Origin of the sequence: Carnobacterium mobile DSM 4848, from assembly GCF_000744825.1 — a bacterium.
Lineage (GTDB): Bacteria > Bacillota > Bacilli > Lactobacillales > Carnobacteriaceae > Carnobacterium_A > Carnobacterium_A mobile.
In genome coordinates, this window is record NZ_JQMR01000001.1 from 711,824 (window position 1) to 733,320 (window position 21,497).

15 protein-coding genes and 1 pseudogene are annotated in these 21,497 nt (G+C 36.3%); 3 read left to right on the forward strand and 13 right to left on the reverse strand.

What is annotated here, in order from left to right; all coding sequences use genetic code 11:
- Nucleotides 1-322 precede the first annotated feature (322 nt).
- The gene (locus tag BR87_RS03210; RefSeq protein WP_035028578.1) at nucleotides 323-1,522 is read left to right on the forward strand and encodes a quaternary amine ABC transporter ATP-binding protein; all 1,200 of its coding nucleotides are present in this window, start codon (nucleotides 323-325) and stop codon (nucleotides 1,520-1,522) included.
- Nucleotides 1,515-3,353, forward strand: a pseudogene (locus tag BR87_RS13310) (ABC transporter permease/substrate binding protein). Before BR87_RS03210 ends, BR87_RS13310 begins: the two are co-directional and overlap by 8 nt.
- 75 nt (nucleotides 3,354-3,428) lie before the next feature.
- On the opposite strand, the gene BR87_RS03225 reads toward BR87_RS13310, so the two are convergent.
- The 3 genes from BR87_RS03225 to BR87_RS03235 are packed head-to-tail and all read right to left on the reverse strand — an operon-like array spanning nucleotide 3,429 to nucleotide 7,107.
- Nucleotides 3,429-5,108 (reverse strand): ribonuclease J, encoded by a 1,680-nt coding sequence (locus BR87_RS03225; RefSeq protein WP_035028585.1) that lies wholly within the window; start codon nucleotides 5,106-5,108, stop codon nucleotides 3,429-3,431.
- 33 nt (nucleotides 5,109-5,141) lie between these two features.
- A complete protein-coding gene (dapA, locus tag BR87_RS03230) occupies nucleotides 5,142-6,020 on the reverse strand; it encodes a 4-hydroxy-tetrahydrodipicolinate synthase (RefSeq protein ID WP_035028586.1) in 879 nt (292 codons plus the stop codon).
- A gap of 40 nt (nucleotides 6,021-6,060) precedes the next feature.
- On the reverse strand, nucleotides 6,061-7,107 hold the full coding sequence (locus tag BR87_RS03235) for an aspartate-semialdehyde dehydrogenase (RefSeq protein WP_035028587.1): 1,047 nt from the start codon (nucleotides 7,105-7,107) through the stop codon (nucleotides 6,061-6,063).
- 226 nt (nucleotides 7,108-7,333) lie between these two features.
- Between BR87_RS03235 and BR87_RS03240 the strand changes: the two genes are divergently transcribed.
- Nucleotides 7,334-8,098: an alpha/beta hydrolase gene (locus BR87_RS03240; protein ID WP_035028588.1), complete on the forward strand. Its 765-nt coding sequence runs from the start codon at nucleotides 7,334-7,336 to the stop codon at nucleotides 8,096-8,098.
- A gap of 88 nt (nucleotides 8,099-8,186) precedes the next feature.
- On the opposite strand, the gene pnp is transcribed toward BR87_RS03240, so the two are convergent.
- The 10 genes from pnp to BR87_RS03290 all read right to left on the reverse strand — a co-directional run bounded on the left by pnp (nucleotide 8,187) and on the right by BR87_RS03290 (nucleotide 21,459).
- Nucleotides 8,187-10,292 (reverse strand): polyribonucleotide nucleotidyltransferase, encoded by a 2,106-nt coding sequence (gene pnp / locus BR87_RS03245; RefSeq protein WP_035028591.1) that lies wholly within the window; start codon nucleotides 10,290-10,292, stop codon nucleotides 8,187-8,189.
- A 205-nt stretch (nucleotides 10,293-10,497) separates the two neighbouring features.
- The gene (rpsO, locus tag BR87_RS03250; RefSeq protein WP_035028594.1) at nucleotides 10,498-10,767 is read right to left on the reverse strand and encodes a 30S ribosomal protein S15; all 270 of its coding nucleotides are present in this window, start codon (nucleotides 10,765-10,767) and stop codon (nucleotides 10,498-10,500) included.
- A gap of 233 nt (nucleotides 10,768-11,000) precedes the next feature.
- A complete protein-coding gene (gene uvrB / locus BR87_RS03255) occupies nucleotides 11,001-12,989 on the reverse strand; it encodes an excinuclease ABC subunit UvrB (protein WP_035028596.1) in 1,989 nt (662 codons plus the stop codon).
- A gap of 256 nt (nucleotides 12,990-13,245) precedes the next feature.
- Nucleotides 13,246-14,631, reverse strand: coding sequence for an ISNCY family transposase (locus tag BR87_RS03260; RefSeq protein WP_035028598.1), 1,386 nt, complete (start codon nucleotides 14,629-14,631; stop codon nucleotides 13,246-13,248).
- Between the two features lie 505 nt (nucleotides 14,632-15,136).
- Nucleotides 15,137-15,391 carry a 30S ribosomal protein S20 gene (gene rpsT / locus BR87_RS03265; protein WP_035028600.1) on the reverse strand — a complete coding sequence of 85 codons (255 nt, stop codon included), beginning with the start codon at nucleotides 15,389-15,391 and terminating at the stop codon, nucleotides 15,137-15,139.
- Between the two features lie 156 nt (nucleotides 15,392-15,547).
- Nucleotides 15,548-16,573, reverse strand: coding sequence for a DNA polymerase III subunit delta (holA, locus tag BR87_RS03270; protein ID WP_425304598.1), 1,026 nt, complete (start codon nucleotides 16,571-16,573; stop codon nucleotides 15,548-15,550).
- A gap of 65 nt (nucleotides 16,574-16,638) precedes the next feature.
- The gene (locus BR87_RS03275; protein ID WP_084683557.1) at nucleotides 16,639-18,987 is read right to left on the reverse strand and encodes a DNA internalization-related competence protein ComEC/Rec2; all 2,349 of its coding nucleotides are present in this window, start codon (nucleotides 18,985-18,987) and stop codon (nucleotides 16,639-16,641) included.
- Nucleotides 18,988-19,041: 54 nt separating this feature from the next.
- Nucleotides 19,042-19,497, reverse strand: coding sequence for a ComE operon protein 2 (locus BR87_RS03280; RefSeq protein WP_156959127.1), 456 nt, complete (start codon nucleotides 19,495-19,497; stop codon nucleotides 19,042-19,044).
- A 108-nt stretch (nucleotides 19,498-19,605) separates the two neighbouring features.
- Complete coding sequence (locus BR87_RS03285) at nucleotides 19,606-20,304, reverse strand: helix-hairpin-helix domain-containing protein (RefSeq protein ID WP_035028608.1); 699 nt, start codon at nucleotides 20,302-20,304, stop codon at nucleotides 19,606-19,608.
- Between the two features lie 111 nt (nucleotides 20,305-20,415).
- On the reverse strand, nucleotides 20,416-21,459 hold the full coding sequence (locus BR87_RS03290; protein ID WP_035028610.1) for a SepM family pheromone-processing serine protease: 1,044 nt from the start codon (nucleotides 21,457-21,459) through the stop codon (nucleotides 20,416-20,418).
- Nucleotides 21,460-21,497: the final 38 nt, after the last annotated feature.

The window sequence follows — 21,497 nt, forward strand, 5'->3', positions numbered from 1 at the left end:
TATTCTTATCTTAAGGTACTTTTCAGAAAAAATAACAGTCGGTTTTTTATTTTATTAAAAAATTCTCATCAAATTCTTACTTTTTCCCCATAGCTTTGCTGTGTCAATGAAAGCAAGCCGTTATTGGTCATTATTGAAAAGCACCTTTGTTTTCATTTGATAGAGAAAATGTTACACTGAATTTTGTGTTCACTTCGGCGCGGGTTGTTTTCTTGCTATGAAAAGCTTGTTTGTAGCCATTTGCAGGTTAAGCAAACTGCTATTTTTCCATCATTAAATAGTTCTGATCACAGAACAAAAAAATAAAAAAGGAGATGAGAGTTTGTCAAAAATAAAAGTTGAAAATGTTACTAAAATTTTTGGTAAAAGAAATGAACGTGCTCTAGAATTATTGAAACAAAATAAGTCGAAACAAGAAATTTTGAAAGAGACAGGCTTAACGGTCGGTGTCAACAACGTCAGCTTCTCGATTGAAGAAGGAGAAGTATTCGTCATCATGGGATTATCAGGAAGTGGGAAATCTACTTTAGTACGCATGTTTAATCGTTTGATCGATGCAACTGAAGGTAGTATCTATATTGACGGTGAGAATTTATCGAAAATGGACAAGAAGGCTCTACGCCAAGTCCGCCGTGATAAATTAAGTATGGTTTTCCAAAATTTCGCCTTATTTCCACAACGTACTATTTTAGAAAATACTGAATACGGCTTAGAAATTAAAGGCATCGATAAAAAAGAGCGGACAGAAAAAGCAACCCAAGCTCTTAAAAATGCTGGTTTAGGTGATTACCTTTATCAATATCCTAAACAATTATCCGGAGGAATGCAGCAACGTGTTGGATTAGCTCGAGCGTTAGCCAATAATCCAGAAGTTCTCCTAATGGATGAAGCTTTTTCCGCTTTAGACCCCTTGATTCGTAAAGAAATGCAAGACGAATTAGTTGATTTACAAGCTTCTGTTCAAAAAACAATTATTTTCATCACACATGATTTAAACGAAGCTTTAAGAATCGGTGACCGTATAGCTCTAATGAAAGACGGCGCACTCGTTCAAATTGGTACTCCGGAAGAAATTTTAATGAATCCGGCGAACGACTATGTTGAACGTTTTGTTGAGGATGTGGATCGGTCTAAAGTATTGACAGCTGAAAACATTATGAAACGGCCTGAAACTGTCAATATTAAAAATCATGGACCACGTGTAGCTTTAGAACAAATGCGGCGTGAAGGCTTATCTAGTATTTTAGTGGTCGAAAGCAATCGAAACTTGCAAGGATACATTACTGCTGAAGATGCTTCTACAGCACGTAAAGAAGGTATCACAAGTATTCAGACTATCCTTAAAACAGATATCCCAACTGTTACCAGAACTACTACAATGAACGATATCTTCTCAGTGATTTATGATTCAACAACTCCAGTTGCAGTAGTCGATAATGGCAAATTGGTAGGAATTATTGTCAGAGGGGCTGTTATTGCTGCACTAGCTGGTGAAAGCGAGGAGGATTCAGAAAATGAATAATATACTAGACTTTATTCCAAAATTACCCGTTGCTCATGCTGTTGAAGAATTAACCGTTTGGATTACTCAAACTTTTGCGTTTCTATTTAATCCAATTCAAAAATATTCAGAAATCTTTATGAAATCTGTTACAAACACTTTATTGTTTATCCCGCCGGTTATTTTTATCCTTCTGATTGCTGTACTAGCATTTTTTGTATCTGGCAAAAAATTTGGCTTAGCAACTTTTTCTCTTGTAGGTTTATGGTTCATTTACAATCAAGGACATTGGGACAACTTAATGAATACAGTTACCTTAGTGTTAGTTGCTAGTCTATTATCAGTGATCATCGGAGTTCCGTTTGGCATTTTAATGGCTAAAAGCAAAATCGCCAATGCGATTTTATCGCCTGTCTTAGACTTTATGCAAACCATGCCGGCTTTTGTTTACTTGATACCGGCTGTTGCCTTCTTTGGTATCGGTATGGTACCCGGAGTATTTGCATCTTTGATTTTTGCTATCCCCCCTACTGTTCGATTTACCAATTTAGGAATTCGTCAAGTTTCAAGTGAACTTGCAGAAGCTGCAGAAGCTTTCGGTAGTACTGGATCTCAGAAATTATTTAAAGTGGAATTGCCTTTAGCTAAATCGACCATCATGGCTGGTATCAACCAAACGGTCATGCTTGCATTATCAATGGTCGTTATTGCTTCTATGATTGGTGCACCTGGTCTTGGAAGAGAAGTTCTTTCTTCCTTACAACGTGCTCAAATCGGTACAGGTTTCGTATCTGGTATTGGTTTAGTTGTACTTGCAATCATTATTGATCGCATCACACAAAAATTAAACAAAAAAGCTTAATTGTTTGTTAAATAAAAAGAGAGTTTAATTCAAAAATACGTTTAAATTCGAAAAATCTTATAGATAAAAATGAACTATTAGGAAAAGGGAGATGAATCAATTATGTCAAAATTTAATTGGAAACGACTGAGTTTAATAGCTGGACTAGGTTTATCATTGATTGCTGCAGGCTGTGCGGCTGATGATACAGGAAAAGAAGATACTGTTGGAAAAGGGAAAGAAATTGAGCTAGCCTATGTTGAATGGGATACTGAAGTTGCCTCTACTAACGTTATTGGAGCTGTTTTAGAAGATCTTGGTTATAATGTTAACCTCGTTCCACTCGATAATGCTGTAATGTGGGAAGCAGTTTCAACAGGCGAGGCTGATGGTATGGTAGCTGCATGGCTTCCAGGTACTCATGGTTCTCAATTTGAAAAATACGGTGATCAAGTTGTTGATTTAGGTGAAAACTTAGAAGGCGCTAAAATCGGTTTAGTTGTCCCTGAATATATGGATGTTAATTCTATTGCTGATCTAAAAGACGAAGCCAATAAAACAATCACCGGAATAGAACCTGGTGCTGGAGTTGTTGGAGCAGCTGAACAATCACTTGAAGATTATTCTAATCTAAGTGATTGGAATGTAGAAACATCTTCATCTGGAGCAATGACGGTTGCATTAAAACAAGCAATTACTAATCAAGAAGATATTGTTATCACTGGCTGGTCTCCTCACTGGATGTTTGCTACGTATGATTTAAAATATTTAGATGATCCTGAAAATTCATTTGGAGAAGCTGAAACAATTAATACGATGGTTCGTGAAGGCTTAGAAGATGATATGCCTGAAGCTTATCAAGTATTGGACCAATTCCACTGGACAACAGATGAGATGGAAGAAGTTATGTTGAACATCAGTAATGGTGAAGATTCAGCAGATGCTGCTAAAGCATGGATCGAAGAAAATCCAGATCGTGTTGCTGAATGGACAAATGGTGTAACAAAATAAACGATTATTAATTCCGCTTATTCCATTGCACTCAAAAAAGGCTTGAATCGAAATTTCGATTCAAGCCTTTTTTATTTATTTACGACGATTACGAGAACTGGTTTCCATAATAATCGGTAAAATAACCGGTCTTCTACGTGTCTGTTCAAATAAATACTTGCTTAAAGCATCTCTGATTTCTTGTTTTAAGCGGCTCCATTCAAACTCTTTATGGTTTAAATTGTCTTCTACCACTTCTCTAACGATTTCATTGCTTGCCTTAATTAAATCGGTATTTTCTTTAACGTAAACAAACCCTCGTGTCATTACTTCAGGGCCAGACATGATTTTCCCTTTTTTACGACTGATCGTCACAACTGCAACAAATATTCCGTCTTCTGAAAGCAATTTGCGGTCCCTTAAGACAATGTTTCCAATATCGCCAATACCAATGCCGTCAACCATTGTGTTGCCTGCTTCTACTTGTCCCGACATATGCATCCGGCCTGATTTGTATTCAACTATATCGCCTTTGCCAGGGATAAAAATATTTTTAAACGGGATACCCACTTCATGAGCTAACTGAGCGTGAGCTGCTAAGCGACGGTACTCCCCAGTGACAGGAACAAAATAAGTTGGTTTAACTAAATTTATCATCAATTTTAAATCATTAGGTGTAGCATGTCCTGATGCTTTTAAATTATCTGAAATTTGTTTAACTTCACCACCAGCACGGTAAATCATATTTTTAGTTTTATTAACGGTTACTTCCATACTAGCAGAAGGACTCGTTACAATATAAACCAAGTCGCCTTCTTTAATGTTTACTTGGCCATGTTTACCCAACGACATTTTTTGAAGGGTCTTGATCGGCTCGCCTGTTGTGCCTGTTTCTAAAATAACGATTTCAGCGTCTGTATAATTCTCAATATTTTCAATTGGAATAATCAAATCTTCACTTGGTAGTTGAATTTTTTTCAAATTCATTGCAACTTCAACGATTTCTTCTACTTTTTTCCCTGTAATAAAAACTTTTCTGTCTGATTTATAAGCTGCATCCAAGACTTGCTGAATACGTAAAATATTGCTAGCCACACTTGCTACAATGATACGCTCTTTCGTATTGCGAAATGTATCAACTACTTCTTCAGCCACTTTTAAATCACTGACGTTTTCGATCGAACTTTCTGCATCGCTAGAATCACTTAACAAAGCTAAAACATTTGTTTTTCCAATATCGCTAATTTTGGCCAAGTCTGTTTGATAAGCCGGAGTAGCGCTTTGATCAAACTTAAAATCGCCTGTATAAACAATACTGCCTTCATTCGTTTTCAGTGTGATTCCTACTGAATCTGGAATTGTGTGATTCGTTCTAAAGAAACTCACGATTGCATTTTTAAATTCAATTTCGGTATTTTCATCAATTACATGATAATCATTAAATTGACTGACTTGGCTATCTTTTTCTACAAATAATTTTGCTAACGCAATAGTCAACTCCGTTCCAAATACCGGAACATCAAATTTTTGAAGAAAATAAGGTAACGCTCCGATGGCATCTTCATGCCCATGGGTCAAGAAAACTCCTGTTACACGATCATGATTTTCTTCTAAATAACTAAAGTCAGGAATAACGATATCAATTCCTAACAATTCTGTCTCTGGGTACATTAACCCACAGTCTAAAACAAAAATTTCTTCATCCACTTCAATAACGTACATGTTTTTTCCGTTTTCTCGCACGCCGCCTAATGGAATAATTTTAATGTCACTCATTTCTTCACCTCTATTTCTTTCTTTTCATTTTTGCTAATTTTCTAACTGTAAACTTTCTAATATTTTCTGCTTTTCTTCTTGTGTGCAGGCCACCAGCGGCAACCTCACATCGCCTGTATCTATTCCTAAATGGTTCAAAGCCATCTTGACCGGAGCTGGAGAAGGCACTGTAAATAAGCTATTCATTTTAGGCAGCAACTTGCGATGTTTCTCAGCAGCTTGATCGACCTTTCCTGCTGCAAGCAAATCGTACATGTCTGCCATTTCTTTCCCAATAATATGGCTGGCAACCGAAATGATTCCTGTTGCTCCTACGCATTTAGCTGGAAAAGCCAAATTATCTTCGCCTGAATAAACTAAAAAGTTCTCATTTGCTTGTTCAACAATGAAACTTAATGCATCCATTCCCAAACAATCTTTTACCCCTATAATGTTATCTAGTGACGATAAACGAACAGTCGTTTCCGGGTCGATAACAACACTTGTCCGACCAGGAACGTTATATATAATAATGGGCATGTCTGTATTTTGAGAAACAGCTTCAAAATGAGCATATATCCCTGCTTGATTGGGTTTGTTGTAATAAGGCGCAACAACTAAAACGGCATCAATACCTTGAATTTTTTCTACCTCTTTTGTAAAAGAAATTGTTTCAGCTGTATTGTTTGAACCTGTTCCTGCAATCAGAGGAACCCGTCCATCTACCAGCTCAACTGTTTTTTTATATAAATCTAGTTTTTCTTGATGGGATAAGGTAGGTGATTCTCCTGTGGTTCCCCCAACAACTAAGCCTTCACTCCCATTTGCTAAGAGATAATTGATCAAAGCTTTCAATTTGATGAAATCTAATTGCCCTTTATTATCAAATGGTGTTGCCATTGCCGTAATGATTCTCGCTTTTTTCAAATCCATAAAGTACACCTTCTCTTTCAAAACAACAGTATTGTTCGCCTTATTTTTCAGTTACTAAGTTAAGTTCATGCAACGTTTCAGCTATTTGGACTGAATTCCAAGCTGCTCCCTTAAGCAAATTATCTGAAACGACCCACATATGATACCCTGTTTCTTCATCTATATCTTTTCTAATCCTGCCTACAAACGTTTCTTTTTTACCTTCTGCTGCAAGCGGTGTTGGATATAATTGAACAGTTGGATCATCTTGTAAACTTACTCCAGGTGCTGTCCGCAATAGGTCTTGAATGCCAGAAACAGAAGCCGACTTATCTAAAACTTCAATATAAATAGACTCTGAATGACCAGAAATTACTGGAACACGCACACAAGTAGCTGAAATTTTGATGTCTTCATCAGACATGATCTTTTTCGTTTCGTTGATCATTTTCCATTCTTCATAGGTATAACCGCCTTCTGTAAATAAATCAATTTGCGGTAAAACATTAAAAGAAATAGGGTAATGTTTTTTATCGCCGCCAGACGGTAAAATGGCAGCTTCATAAGCTTCGTTACTTAACATCTGTTGAGCCTGTTCTTTCATTTCATCGACAGCTGCTGCTCCAGCACCGCTGACTGCTTGATAAGTTGAAACAATGATCCGATTCAATCCATACTTTTCACGGATGGGTTGCAAAGCTACCATCATTTGAATGGTAGAGCAATTAGGATTAGCAATAATCCCCTTATGGTTCTTCACTGCTTCCGCATTAACTTCGGGAACCACTAAAGGAACCTCTGGATCCATGCGGTAAGCACTTGTATTATCTATAACAATGGCTCCTTTTTTAACTGCTTCAGGTGCAAATTGTTTTGAAATACTTCCTCCAGCACTGAATAAAGCGATGTCTACGCCTTCAAATGCTTCGGCTGTGGTCTCTTCGACAACTAACTCTGTATTGTTAAACTGTAGCTTTTTCCCTGCTGAACGTTTTGATGCAAGCAACTTTACCTGTTGAATGGGTAAAGATGTACTTTCTAACATTTCAATCATTTTTGTTCCGACTGCTCCAGTTGCGCCCACTACGGCAATAGTATATCCACTCATTAAATAATCTCCTTCACAAATCTTTTCATTTATCTAACTTACTATTTAGTCAATTCCTTTACAAAAGTAGCCAATATATATTTTAGCACAAATAGCAAAGAAATCATACAAAACAAGATTATTCCCCCTTTTCTTCTTTTTTCAAAGACAAAATTATTTCATTGTATGTTAAAATAAATAAACTGTTCAAATCCTCGTTTATTGCGAGGATCAGAAAGGAGAAAAGATGAAAAAAAAGAAAAAGTTAGGTTTAGTCCTTCTTTTATTGCTTGCCAGTTTAGCGTTTATTATGTTGTTTTCACTGAATACGCTGACCTATACTCCCACGTCACAAGCTCTTCAAGCTGTCACAACTCATTCCAATTATAGCGTTCACGAAACACAAGACGTTGTTTACTTTGAGCCTGCCGAAACAAGCTCTTCTACCGCTATTATTTTTTACCAAGGAGCTTTTGTGAAAGAAAAGAGTTATGGGCTATGGGCTGCAAAATTAGCAGATGCAGGTTATCCTGTTTGTCTGATCCACCACCCTCTAAATTTGGCCGTAATGAAACCAAATAAAGCTCAACAAATTATTGAAGACTATAATATTACAAGTTACGTAATTGGCGGTCACTCATTAGGTGGCGTTATGGCTAGCCGTTTCGCTCATGACAGCTTAAAAAAGCAGTCAATGGATCAGCAAATGTTAAAAGGTGTATTTTTTCTAGCCAGTTATCCCGATAAAAAAGGCAGCTTAGAAGATCGTTCTTTGCCAGTTCTATCTATTACGGGTACCAATAACGGTGTCTTAGATCAGCAAGCTTTTCAAAACAACAAACAATTTTTACCTAAAGATACTGATTACATAACGATTCAGGGTGGAAATCATGCTGGATTTGGTAGCTATGATAAACAAAAGGGCGATAACGATGCCGCTATTACCAATAAACAGCAGCAAGAAGCTGTTTTTACTGCACTACAACACTGGCTAGCAAGCTTTCCTGAATAATCGTCTTATTTGAGTGCTGTAATTGAATATGTATTCTCAAAAAAAGGAAAAAGCTCTGCAATTAAACAGAACTTTTTCCTTTTTTAAATTAATCTTCTTTTTTTAGTAAAGCTTTAATAGAGAGGTTTATCCGTCCTTGTTTATCGATCTCAACAACTTTTACATCAACGGTTTGTCCCAATGCAAGAACATCTTCTACTTTACCAACTCGTTCATTAGCAAGTTCAGAAATATGAACCAATCCATCTTTTCCTTTAGCTATTTCTACAAAAGCACCGAATTTTTCAATACGTTTAACTTTACCAGTGTAAACTTTACCTACTTCGATTTCTTTGGTCAACTCTTCAATGATTTCTTTAGCACGCTTGATCATTGCTGCGTCTTCTGAAGCAATACTGATTTTACCTTCTTGATCAATATCAATTTTAACACCAGTTTCTTCAATAATCGCATTAATTTGATCGCCGCCGCGGCCAATAACCACTTTGATTTTTTCTGGTTTAATTTGCATCATTTCAATTTTCGGAGCATATTGGCTTAATTCTTTACGTGGTTCAGCAATTGTAGATACTAGTTCATTTAAAATTTCTAAACGAGCTTTTTTAGCTTGTGTCAATGCTTCTTCAAGAATTTGCGGCGTAATTCCTTGAATTTTAATATCCATTTGTAAAGCCGTAATACCGGCAGTTGTTCCAGCAACTTTAAAGTCCATATCGCCTAAATGGTCTTCTAATCCTTGAATATCTGTTAATACCGTATAGTTTTCGCCTTCCATTACAAGACCCATAGCAATTCCTGCTACTGGGGCTTTAATTGGCACACCAGCATCCATTAAGGCTAAAGTACCTGCACAAATGCTCGCTTGAGAAGAAGAACCATTTGATTCTAATACTTCTGAAACTAACCGAATCATATACGGGAAGTCTTCTTCATTTGGAATGACTTGTAATAAAGCACGTTCTCCAAGGGCTCCATGACCAATTTCACGACGACCAGGGCCACGACTAGGGCCAGTACTTCCGACAGAAAATTGCGGGAAGTTATAATGATGGATAAATCGTTTGCTCTCTTCGATTCCCAACCCATCAATTATTTGATGTTCTCCTAGCGGGGCCAAAGTAGCAATAGTAAGAGCTTGTGTTTGTCCTCGAGTAAATAAACCTGATCCATGAGTTCTTGGCAAAATACCAGTTTCAGAAGCTAAAGGACGAATTTCATCGATTTTACGGCCGTCTGGACGAATTTTATCTACAGTAATTAAACGACGTACTTCATCTTTTTCCATATTCTCCACAATCGTTTTAATTTCTTTTTGTATACGATTCGCTTCTTCATGTTCGCTATATTTTTCTTCATAAAAAAGAATAGCTTCTTCTTTAACCGCTTCAATATTCTCTTCTCGTGCTAATTTTTCTTCTGTTTTAATTGCAGTACTCATTTTTTCTTTATACGCATCGTTTACTTCTTTTTCTAATTCTGTATCAATTTGCAATAAAGAAATTTCACTTTTTTCTTTTCCGACAGCTGCTTGAATTTCTTCTTGGAAAGCAACTAATTCTTTGATTGCATTATGCCCAAAAAGCAATGCTCCTAACATATCTTCTTCAGAAACTTCTTCCGCGCCGCTTTCGACCATATTGATAGCTTCTTTTGTACCTGCAACAGTTAAGTGGATATCAGACATGGCTTCTTGTTCAACAGTTGGATTAATAACGTATTCTCCGTTTACACGACCAACATCTACACCAGCAATTGGACCGTTGAAAGGAATATCTGAAATTACAAGAGCCAGTGATGAACCGAACATAGCTGAAAAAGAAGGTGAGCAATCTTTTTCTACGGACATTACAGTATTGGTTATCTGAACTTCATTACGAAAACCATCGGCAAACATTGGGCGAATCGGACGGTCAATCAAACGAGCAGTTAATGTAGCTGCTTCGCTGGGACGTCCTTCCCGTTTAATAAATCCTCCAGGGATCTTACCAACAGCATACATTTTTTCATCATAATTTACGGTCAACGGGAAAAAATCTACATCTTTTGCTTTTTTACTAGCTACCGCTGCAGATAAAACAGCTGTATCTCCATAACGAATCATAGCTGCTCCATTTGCTTGTTTGGCTAGTTGTCCAACTTCAACCGTTAGTGTACGGCCTGCCCATTCCTTTGTAAAAACTTGTTTCTCTGTCATATATTGTCGTTCTCCTTTTTTTCTTAAACTGTTGTTCATTTTCCACACAGACTACTAAACAAATGTCAATCTTTAAGGTTTTAAACACTCACATTTGTATAGTAGGATGGTTTATGACACAACTAGTTTTATATTTTTAAATAGACAATGCAAAAAATAAAGCGAGATTCCTGCGAACCTCGCTTCTTAAATAGACTCACATTTTTTAACGACGTAGGCCTAAACTTTGAATCAATTCACGGTAACGATTAGCATCTTTGTTACGTAAGTATGCTAATAAATTACGACGGTGACCAATTTTTTTCATTAGTCCACGGTATGAGTGGTGGTCTTTTTTATGAACACGTGCATGCTCATTCAAATGATTGATTTCTTCAGTCAATACAGCAATTTGTACTTCTGGAGAACCAGTATCTCCTTCGTGTATTGCGTATTGTTTCATGATTTCATTTTTTCTTTCTTTAGAAATTGCCATTTCTAAACACCTCTTCCTTTTAATTTATCCTGTTACTGAGTATACGTTGGTGATTCGTTAAACCAAGTAAAGGATTGTGTCTTGCACATAAATAAACTTTACATGATGTTAAAGATAAATGCAAGCATTTATCTCATCTTCTTTATCTATTTTGATCTTGTTTTTTTTAACTCATCAGTTCCTAAAGCACCACTTCATTCAGAGGTGTTTACTTCCGCTCCAACGACTCACTTTTATTTATATTGAGCCGTTAATTCCAGCACAATATCTCTTAAATTAGCCGCTTTTTCGAAATCTAATGCTTTTGCTGCTTCTTGCATTTCAGCTTCTAATTTTCCAATTAGTTCTTTTCTTTCTTTTTTGTTTAAGCCCGCTACTTTATCGGACGTCAATGAACCTTTATCTTCTCCAGTTACAGCAGTTGTGATAGAAATCAAATCACGTACTTCTTTAATGATAGTCGTTGGTGTAATGCCGTGTGCTTCGTTATACGCTTCTTGTGTTTTACGTCGCCGACTTGTCTCTTCAATAGCGGCCTTCATTGAATCGGTAATTTTATCAGCATACATAATCACTTTTCCGTTTTGATTACGAGCTGCACGTCCAATCGTTTGAACCAATGATCGTTCGCTTCTTAAGAACCCTTCTTTGTCTGCATCCAATATCGTTACCAATGAAACTTCCGGTACATCAATACCTTCTCTTAACAAGTTGATCCCAATCAAAACATCATATACTCCTAAGCGCAGATCTCGAATAATCTCCGTTCGTTCTAGTGTTTTAATGTCACTGTGTAGATAAGCTACTTTGATGCCTACCTCTTTTAGATAATCCGTTAAATCCTCAGACATTTTTTTCGTCAATGTCGTAATAAATACCCGTTCATTTTTCTCAATGCGTTCATTGATTTCATTGATCAAATCATCAATTTGACCCTTGATTGGACGAACTTCAACAATTGGATCCAATAACCCCGTTGGGCGAATGATCTGCTCAACAACTTCTGGCGTACGTGCTAATTCATATGGACCAGGTGTAGCCGAAATATACATGATTTGGTTTACATGTTTTTCAAACTCTTCTAAACGCAGCGGTCTGTTGTCTAAAGCACTTGGCAAGCGGAATCCATATTCAATCAAACGCTCTTTGCGCGCTTTATCTCCATTGAACATGCCTCTAATTTGTGACATGGTGATATGCGATTCATCCACGACAATCAAAAAATCTTCTGGAAAGAAATCTATCAATGTGTATGGTGGCTGACCAGGTTTGCGGCCATCCATATGTCGAGAATAGTTTTCGATTCCTGAACAATAGCCCATTTCTAATAACATCTCCAGATCATAGTTGGTCCGTTGTTCTAGTCGCTGGGCTTCAATGAGTTTATCTTCTGCACGCAATTTTTTTAGTTGTTCTTCCAGTTCGGCTTGTATCGTTTTTACTGCATTACGCGTTTGTTCTTCATTTGCTACAAAGTGAGTAGCTGGAAAAACAGGTACATGCTGGACTTCAGCTTTAACTTCTCCGGTTAAAACATCGACTTCTCGAATTCGATCAATTTCATCTCCGAAAAATTCTATCCGAACCGCATCGCTGTCACGAGAAGCCAAGAATATCTCGACTACATCTCCTCTTACTCGAAAATTCCCCCGTTGAAAATCAATATCATTTCGGACAAACTGCATATCTACTAAACGACGCAGCATATCATCACGCTTCATTTCCGCCCCAACACGCAAGGACAATACATGGTCGCGGTAATCAATAGGATTAACTAGACCGTAAATGCAAGAAACGGATGCCACAACAATAACATCACGTCGCTCTAATAAAGCACTTGTTGCTGAATGCCGTAATTTATCGATTTCATCATTCACACTAGATTCTTTTTCAATAAATGTGTCACTTGAAGGAACATATGCTTCAGGTTGGTAGTAATCATAATAACTAACAAAGTATTCAACAGCATTATTTGGAAAAAACTCTTTAAATTCACTATATAATTGACCGGCTAATGTTTTATTGTGTGCAATAACGAGTGTCGGTTTGTTTACTTCTTGAATCACATTAGAGACTGTAAACGTTTTGCCTGTTCCGGTTGCACCAAGCAACGTTTGCTCTTTTTTTCCTTCTTCAATTCCTTTAACTAATTCTTTAATCGCATCAGGCTGGTCTCCATTAGGTTGATACTTAGAAATTAGGTCAAATTGGTCTTTTTCCATCTTTTTACTTCACATCCAGTCTATTATTCTTTTAAAAAGTGTAAAGTATACCTATTTATAATAATTTATACTGGCTTTATTCTACCACTGAACATACGTTCTTACAACCATAAGCTTAAGTTGAGGCAGTGTCTCACTAAATGTATAAAAGATGTCAAGCGAAAGTAAAAATGTCCCAAAACCAAGGGTCACATTAATGCAAGCTTTTACTTCGCAAAAGCTTGCATTAATGTGACTGAATTTGTTAAAATTAGCCTTAAGCTGTTTGTTCAGCTTCGTACTCTTCGAGTGTTTTTCCGACACTGCGAAGATATCTTTTGAAAGATTCTAGTTTCCACGGGTGAGATTGTGGGGGAATATACTGGCGTCTTTCTTTTTTTTGCTCTGGAATCGGATCAAACTCTTTTGAGTAATAGTCATGCTCTTTCAGGCTCCTTGTTGTGTATATTTTTTCAGCTATATTTACATAGATATCTCCATTAAACGCTTCGATAATTAGCACCTTTGATTTTCGTGTGAAGTATTTATCTTCACTACCTTCCGTAGGCAGGTAGTAGTTATTTTGATAACGAATATGATGCCCACTATCCACTTTTCTATTCGCTACTCGTGCTAATAACAAATTGATTTCAGATTTAGTTGGTGCCTTTTCATAAATGGATTCCTTCGTTTTATGACCAAACTTCTTATTGAAAGTTCTAACCCATTTCGTTAAAAAATGATTGGATTCCTCAATAGATTGTATTCCAGCTAATTCTAAATCTACAGGAAGTCGCGATTGAACAGTCCCGTTTAAGCGCTCTACACGTCCTTTAGCTTGTGGAATAGATGAAGTTCTAATCTCAATACCGAGTTGATGACAGGCAAACCCGAACTGGGTAAATGTATCTTCTTCAACCGCTCTCATGGCTTTTGATGTGTATTCAAAAACCGTTCGTTTATCTGTCAAAAAAGCTAAGGGAATGCCTTGTTTCGTTAGAATCTGATTGAGCACATGATAATAACCCTTGAGTGTTTCTTGCGTATCGAAATAAGCCCCAACGATATTACCAGAAGCGTCATCAATAGCTAAATGAAGATGTGTCACCTCTTTACCAAACCAGTTATAGGAACTGGCATCCATTTGAATAAGCTCCCCCTGATATTTCTTTCTAGGACGGCTGGGATGGCTTTTTTCGGGTAACTCCATTTGATCTTCGGCTCTTGGAACCAATGGGTTCTCAGCCTTTTTTTCTCCTTTCATCGATTTAGCTTTGATTCGAGCTTTTATTTTCTTACGCGTTTTTCTTTGGGTTTTAGGTGATAAAATATTCGCTTGATATAAAATACGACGAATAGTCGTATCGGTGTAACAGATGTCATAATCCTCCTTCAGAATTTCAGTAAAATGCTTCACATTAGGCTGTATCTTAAAACTTTGATAGAGCTCGACCACTTGTTTTTTTGTTTCCTTTGGCACAGCGTGCTTAGCCGTTTTTCCTCTGTTACCGTGTGAAAAAATAGCTTTTCCTCCTTTTTGATAGTCTTGAATCAATCTGTTGACTTGCCTCGTCGAGAGCCCAAGTTCAACACAAGCTCTCTTTTTTTCCTTTCTTTTTTCTGCCACAGCTTTTATTACTTTATATTTTTTATCTTCATTCATCGTTAGCATGATCCTTTTCATGAGTTTATTTTATCATTTTGGGACATTTTATGCTTCGACCTACTTAGGACATTATCACGTTCGAATGATAGGCAGTGTCTCACTAAATGTATAAAAGAGTATCTTTTAACAATTAGTTGTGTTATACTAGTTTGGTATTAAGAGTAAGTATGAAGCATTATATAAAATAGTTTTTAAGAAATTTATTCACACTGGCGCAGTTACAGAACTGTAAGGACATAAAAGAGGTTGGGTTTATGTTGTTTAAATGAGAAATCGATTGATATAATTTGAATAGTATTTTTCTCCCCGAATAACTTTAAGAATATTTATTTTTAATTAGAAAGCCACTCCATTTTGGAGTGGCTTTCGTCCATTTAACGGGAAAAAAACTGGAGTCATCTAGTCCTTTAGTGAACAACGAAAATAAGAAAAGATGGTACGTATTGTTAGAACAATACGTACCATCTTTTCTTTGACTTATAAATAAGTTAACTGTGCTTTCTTATTTAGCTAATTTAGCTGTTAAACGAGATTTGTCACGGTTAGCTTTATTTTTATGAATCAATCCTTTTGATGCAGCCATATCAATAGACTTGATAGCTTCTTTGTGCAATGCTTCAGTATTTTCGCTTCCAGCTTCAGCAGCTTGAACGAATTTTTTTACAGCAGTACGCATAGCGCTCTTTTGTACATTGTTTTCTAAAGCTGATTTTTCTGAAGTACGGACGCGTTTGATTGCAGATTCGATGTTTGGCATTTGATTCACCCCACTTTCAATTAATTACAACTTAAAATAGATTATTCTAGTTGTTTCCAACACTTAATCATTATACATAACGCTTCGCTGCATTGCAATATAAACTGTAAAGTTTTTTTACTTGATAGCTTAAACGACAGTTGTGCTTTTATCCATTTACCGTCTGCCAGCAAATCGCAAAACAAATAATTCAAATTGCATTTCTCGATCGCCTTGTCCTGTTTTTAACCGGTATTCCGCTTCTATCAACCCATTATAAGCTTCAATCAATGTCTGTTCGTCAAACTTTCGCATTTGCTGAATGCCTAATTTCACTCGAAAAGGATGTACTTTTAATGTCTTGGCTATATCTCCTTGTTGGTATCCTTTTTTCTCAAGTATTTTTATTTGAAGCAGCAAACGAAATTGCGTGGTCATGATTGCATTAATTTTAATAGGATCTTCTTTTTGTAGTAAAAGGTCTTGATACAATTCAAGCGCTAAACCAGTTTCTTTTTTTAGGACGTATTCATTTAACGCAAAAATGTTTTGTTCTAATGATTTAGCTACTAATTCATTAACGGCTTCTTTCGTTATAAATTTAGTTTCTTGTCCGAATAAAATCAATTTTGGCAGCTCAGACATAGCAACTGACAACTTTGCATCTGTCAATTGAATGAATGATTCAAATGCTTCAGGAGAAATAGTGAAGCCTTCATTTTCAATAGTCTTTTTTAAATACTGCCGCATCTCTTTTTCTGCCATTGCTCTGGTTTCAATCACTACTGCTTTTTTTTTCAATAGTTTTGTTATTTTTTTTCGCTCATCTAGCTTTTCATAAGGAGCAAAAACAACTAAAGTTGTCGTTTCTGAAGGTTGATTAAGGTAGTTTTCAAACCATTTTATATCATGTTCAAGCTTAGACTTACTTTTATCTCCTGTTAAAAAAAGAGGCCGATCAATGATGACAAGCCGTCGGTCTCCAAAAAAAGGAATGGATTCTGCGTCATCTAATGCTGTTCCAAGTGGAGTTTCCTCCATATCATAAGCACCATAATTCAAGTCGATTTCATCTTCTTTTAAAACTGAACGGATGATTGTGTCTCGGGCAATTCCTCCCAAATAGTCTTCAGTTCCTAAAACCAAATAAACTGGTGCAATCTCACCCTTTTTTAGTTTTGCCATCTCGCTTGCGAAATTCAATATGGTCACCACTTTCTTATCTTGCTTTCATCGTACAAATCCCTAAATGATTTTGCAAGGGAAATTTACTTTAGAATAGTATAAAACTTTTCACGGTAAATATGTTCCCCAATTTTTATATAGCGGTAATGAACAGCACCATCTAAATCTGTTCGGTAAATATGGGCATTGGTTTGCTGAAGTTGAAGTAAAACATCTGGGTCAGGATGGCGATAACGATTCTTTAACCCACACGAAATCAATGCCTTTTGTGGGTTAATTAAGTCTAGAAATGGTTTAGTAGACGAAGTACGACTTCCATGGTGACCAACTTTTAAAACATCTACTTTCAACTCAGGATAATGCTGAACAATCTTTTTCTCCCCTTCTTCTTCTAAATCACCAGTGAACAACCAATAAAAGGAACCAATTTTTCCATAAAGAACCATTGAATCATTATTTTCTCCTTGCCCTGGAACAAACGGCCACAATACGCTTAAGGACTGATTAACAGAACTCCTTTTTTTGGTCGAAGCTAAAACTTCTTGAATAAACGTGCCGGTACTTTTTAGTTTTAAGACAGTTTGCAGAAAAGCTGCTTTATTTGTTGTACCTGCTGGAAAAAGAAGTTCTTTGATTTGAATCGTTTCTGATAATTCCTCTAGCGCACCCATATGGTCTTCATCCCCGTGAGTGATGAACACTTGATCCAAAGAAGATAACCCATGTGCCTTTAATACAGGAATCAATGTCCGACTAGCGACAGACGTTGGCTTTTCTTTCTCTTCCCAGTCTTCTTTCTCAAATGCCAGCATACCGCCTGTATCAATCAAATAATTTCCTCTTCCAAAAGGTTCTTTAATCAACACTGCATCTCCTTGTCCAACATCGATCAGGATAACTTCTCCAAATGGAGAATACCTTTGGTAAGCGACAAATGTAATCAAGACGACGAACAACAAGCCAATACTATATCGTCGTTTTCTCTTCTTATTCTCTAAAGTCATGAGAAAATAAAGCAACGACAAAATGAATAAACTAGTCAAAAAAAGCGGAACTCTTCCCGTTACAATCATAGCAAATGGGCGGTTGCTGAGCCAATGTACGGTTCCTTCGAGCATACCTAGTATACCATCCAGGCTCTTTACGATACCTGAAAAGATTAAACTGCCTTGTAGGAAAAAAGAAAGAAAAAAAAGCCCGATTAACACTGGTAAGAGCAGCCATGCAAAAATGGGAACAAATAATAAATTAGCAAAAACACCGATCCAAGAAAATTCAAAAAAATGAAAAGACAAAATTGGAATGGAAACCAGCATCAAAATAAATGATATCAATAAGTTATTAACTAACGCTGGTCTAGATCGGCTCAAAAATGTTTGAGAAAGAATCAATAAAGTAAGACTCAATACATAGCTTAATTGAAATCCTACTGAGTAGAGTTGGTAAGGATCGATCAGCAAAGCCGATAGCATTGTCCAAGACCAAGCATCAAGATTAGACATTTTCCATTTAAAATGCGAACTGACTAACAAAATCAAGCTCATCACAACGGCTCGGTAAACGCTGGTCCCCCAATTCGTTAAGCTCCCATATACCGGCAAAATAACCAGCATGTAATAAAAAGTTGTTTCTTTTGTAATTCCTATACGCCAAAAACTATAGATTAAACCGGTTAATAAGAATTGAATATGTAGACCAGAAATACTGAGTAAATGGACAATCCCAATATTTTTAAAACTTTGCATAGTTGCTTGATCCAAAGAAGCCATTTCAGCGAAAAGGAGTGTTTTCATATATTGTGCCGTTTTTACTGACATCGTCTTATCAACGTAGTTTAAAAGAGTCGATCTTATATAATTAAAGTTAAGTTTTTCTTTAAAAGAAACAGGTTGCTCGATGACCTGAATGGTTTCAGCTTTCAATATCCAATGGATTCTTTTTCGGTATAAAAATTGTTGGTAATTAAACTGAAATTGGTTTCTATTTTTTTCGGGTACTGTTAGCTTTCCGGTTAGTTTAATTTTTAAATTAGCTGCTTGAGCTTGCCAATCTTCTTTTTCTTTTAATGAAGACAGAGTATAAAAAGTAATGACTTTTTCTGAGATTTTCGGATGATGTCCCGTTGCTTTGATTACCCCATAAAATTGTATTTGATTTCCATCTATTTTCAGCTCGTCTGCATCTACTTCCATCAAAAAAGTTTGTTCTTCTGCAAGCAATTTTGTCTGGTTTGACCACTGATGAATTCCAGTAACAAAACTAGTCAACAAAACAAAAAAAAGCGTTCCAATAATTAAAGTACGTTTTCCTGTCTTGCATAAGCGAATCAAAAAAAATACCAGCAAAAACAAACTTAACCAATGTCCTGCAGTCAATACAACTAGGCTGCTGAGCAAACATAAAATAGCTGAAAATAAAACATAATCTCTCATCTTATCTTGATTAAGCTGTCATTGTCTGGGAAAATACTTTGAATGTCCATTTTTTTAAAATTTTAAACTTTCAAAAAAATGTTCTGGCAAATCTACTTTTTCACATTGAACGTGGGCTTGTTCAATCAGTTTTAGTGCATATGGATTGTTATGGTAATCTTCTAAATAATAAATTTTTTTAATTCCCGCTTGCAGAATCATTTTAGTACATTGAAGACAAGGAAAATGAGTGACATAAATCTCTGCGCCTTCTGTTTGAGCGCCAAATTTCGCACATTGCAAAATAGCATTCATTTCTGCATGGATCGTTCTTAAGCAGTGACCATCAACAACATAACAGCCTTCGTCGATACAGTGGACATCGCCGCTCACTGATCCATTATACCCGCCAGCAATGATTCTTTTTTCTCTAACGATCGTTGCTCCGACTGTCAGTCTCTCGCAAGTACTTCTTAAAGAAAGTAATAAACTTTGTGACATAAAATATTGATTCCAAGGAATACGTTCTATCATTTTAGTCTCCTCCTTCATCTTATTTGGTAAATAAACCGTGATCATTTTAATTCCTTAAATGCTTATTCAGTATACAAAAGCTCCTCCTAACTTTCAATCTTTCTTTTATTCAACGCCCACTGTAATAAAAGCTTTCAATGCCTCAAATGTTTTTTCCCCTATGCCCGATACTTCTTTTAATTCTTCAATCGTTTGAAAAGAGCCGTTCTCTTGTCTATACTGTAAAATCTGTTCTGCTTTTTTTTCGCCTATACCAGACAGAGTCTGCAATTCTGTTGTATCTGCTGCATTAATATTCACTTTACCAGGTTCTGTATCCTTACTTTCTTCAGAAACGGTCACTGTAACGGGAGGTTGTTCTGCTATTTCAGAACTTATTTCTGCTTCACTCCTCATTTCAGGAATGGTAATCATCATTTGATCCGATAACTTTTGTGCTAAATTGACTGATTCTTGATTTGCTGTAGGCAAAAAACCGCCTGCTAGGGCAATAGCATCAATTAATCGTAAATCTGAACTCACTTCATAAACACCAGGGAGGTAAACAGCTCCTTTTACATCTACATATATTTTTTCTGTTTTTGCTTTATCTGGAGAATCTGCTTCGTTGTTGTTCATTTTGGTTTCTTTATCCAAAGAACTACTAGAAAAATCGTTCAGCAAAAAATCATTTTCAGTCGTTGGTTTCGGATTTGAAAATAGCATGAATATCAACGTTCCTATCATTATCAACAATAATAAACCTGTTCCCATTCCCAGAAACAATCGATTTTTTATTATCCATTGTTTCACTGTTTTTTCCATACATCAGTTCGCCTCCTTAATTAATGCTTCTTTCTTAACTATCTGTAAAAAAGGAGCATTTATGTTAAAAAAAAATCCTCAAATCTATTTTACATAGACTTGAGGAATTTTTTAATTTAATTTTTTCAAGTAATCAATCGCATCTTGAAAGTTTTTTACTGGAACAACAGTCATTTTCGTCTCTAATTTATTGGCTGCTGCCACTGCTTCTTTATAGTTCGATTGTAAATTAGGGTAATTCTTTTGAATAATCGGATCAATGGTATCATCAGGTGCAAAAAATATAGTTGCCCCTTCTTTACTTGCCGCTACCACTTTCTTTTCAATACCGCCAATTCGTCCGATTGTTCCATCTGAAGAAATCGTTCCTGTTCCTGCGATCTCATGTCCTTTTCGCAAATCATTTCCGGTTAGTTGAGTATAAATTTGCAAAGCAAACATAAATCCGGCAGAAGGACCTCCGATTTGATCTGATTTAACGGTTACCGGTATTTCCGTTTCAATCGTCGTATGCTCAACTAAACTAATACCTAGTCCTGGAAGTTTCGTTTCCTTCATTTCTGTTAAAGGTGCCGTGACCGTATCTGTTTTACCATCTCGTTGATAAGTAACCGTTAGCTTTTGCCCTACTTTTTGTTGCTTTACATAATCCATAAATTGATCTGAGCTTTCAAAAGTTTTTCCATCTAAGGCACTAACAGTATCACCGATTTTTAATTTCCCTTCAAAGTTGGAGTTAGGCAGAACAGACATGATATAAATGCCCTTATAGGTTAAAGTATAAGGCTTATGAGCTGTTTTATAAGCTAATTCAATGGCCGCATTAATTGAACTATCCATATAGTACTTTTGCAAATTATTGTACTCTTCATTAGAAGTAGTCGTACCAAAAAGCTCATCTTGCGTCAATCCTTCATGATAAGGCAAGTACCTCATCAAATAAGTCAATGGTGTTGCTTGCCTGATCGAAACAGTTGTAAGCATATAACTTCCTTTATTCATATCCTTTTGATCATCAACTTTAATCAAATCAGACAAATGAACAGCCGAACCTGGAGCTTCTATATAATAAGGAAGAGGCACAACAAAGCCTAAAGCTACCAGAAGAAGAGCTATTATCCACCCTATTCGTTTTGGACTTTTTCTTTTTTTCATCGCAGTCACCCTTTTTGTAAGCATTTTTTGATTGGGAT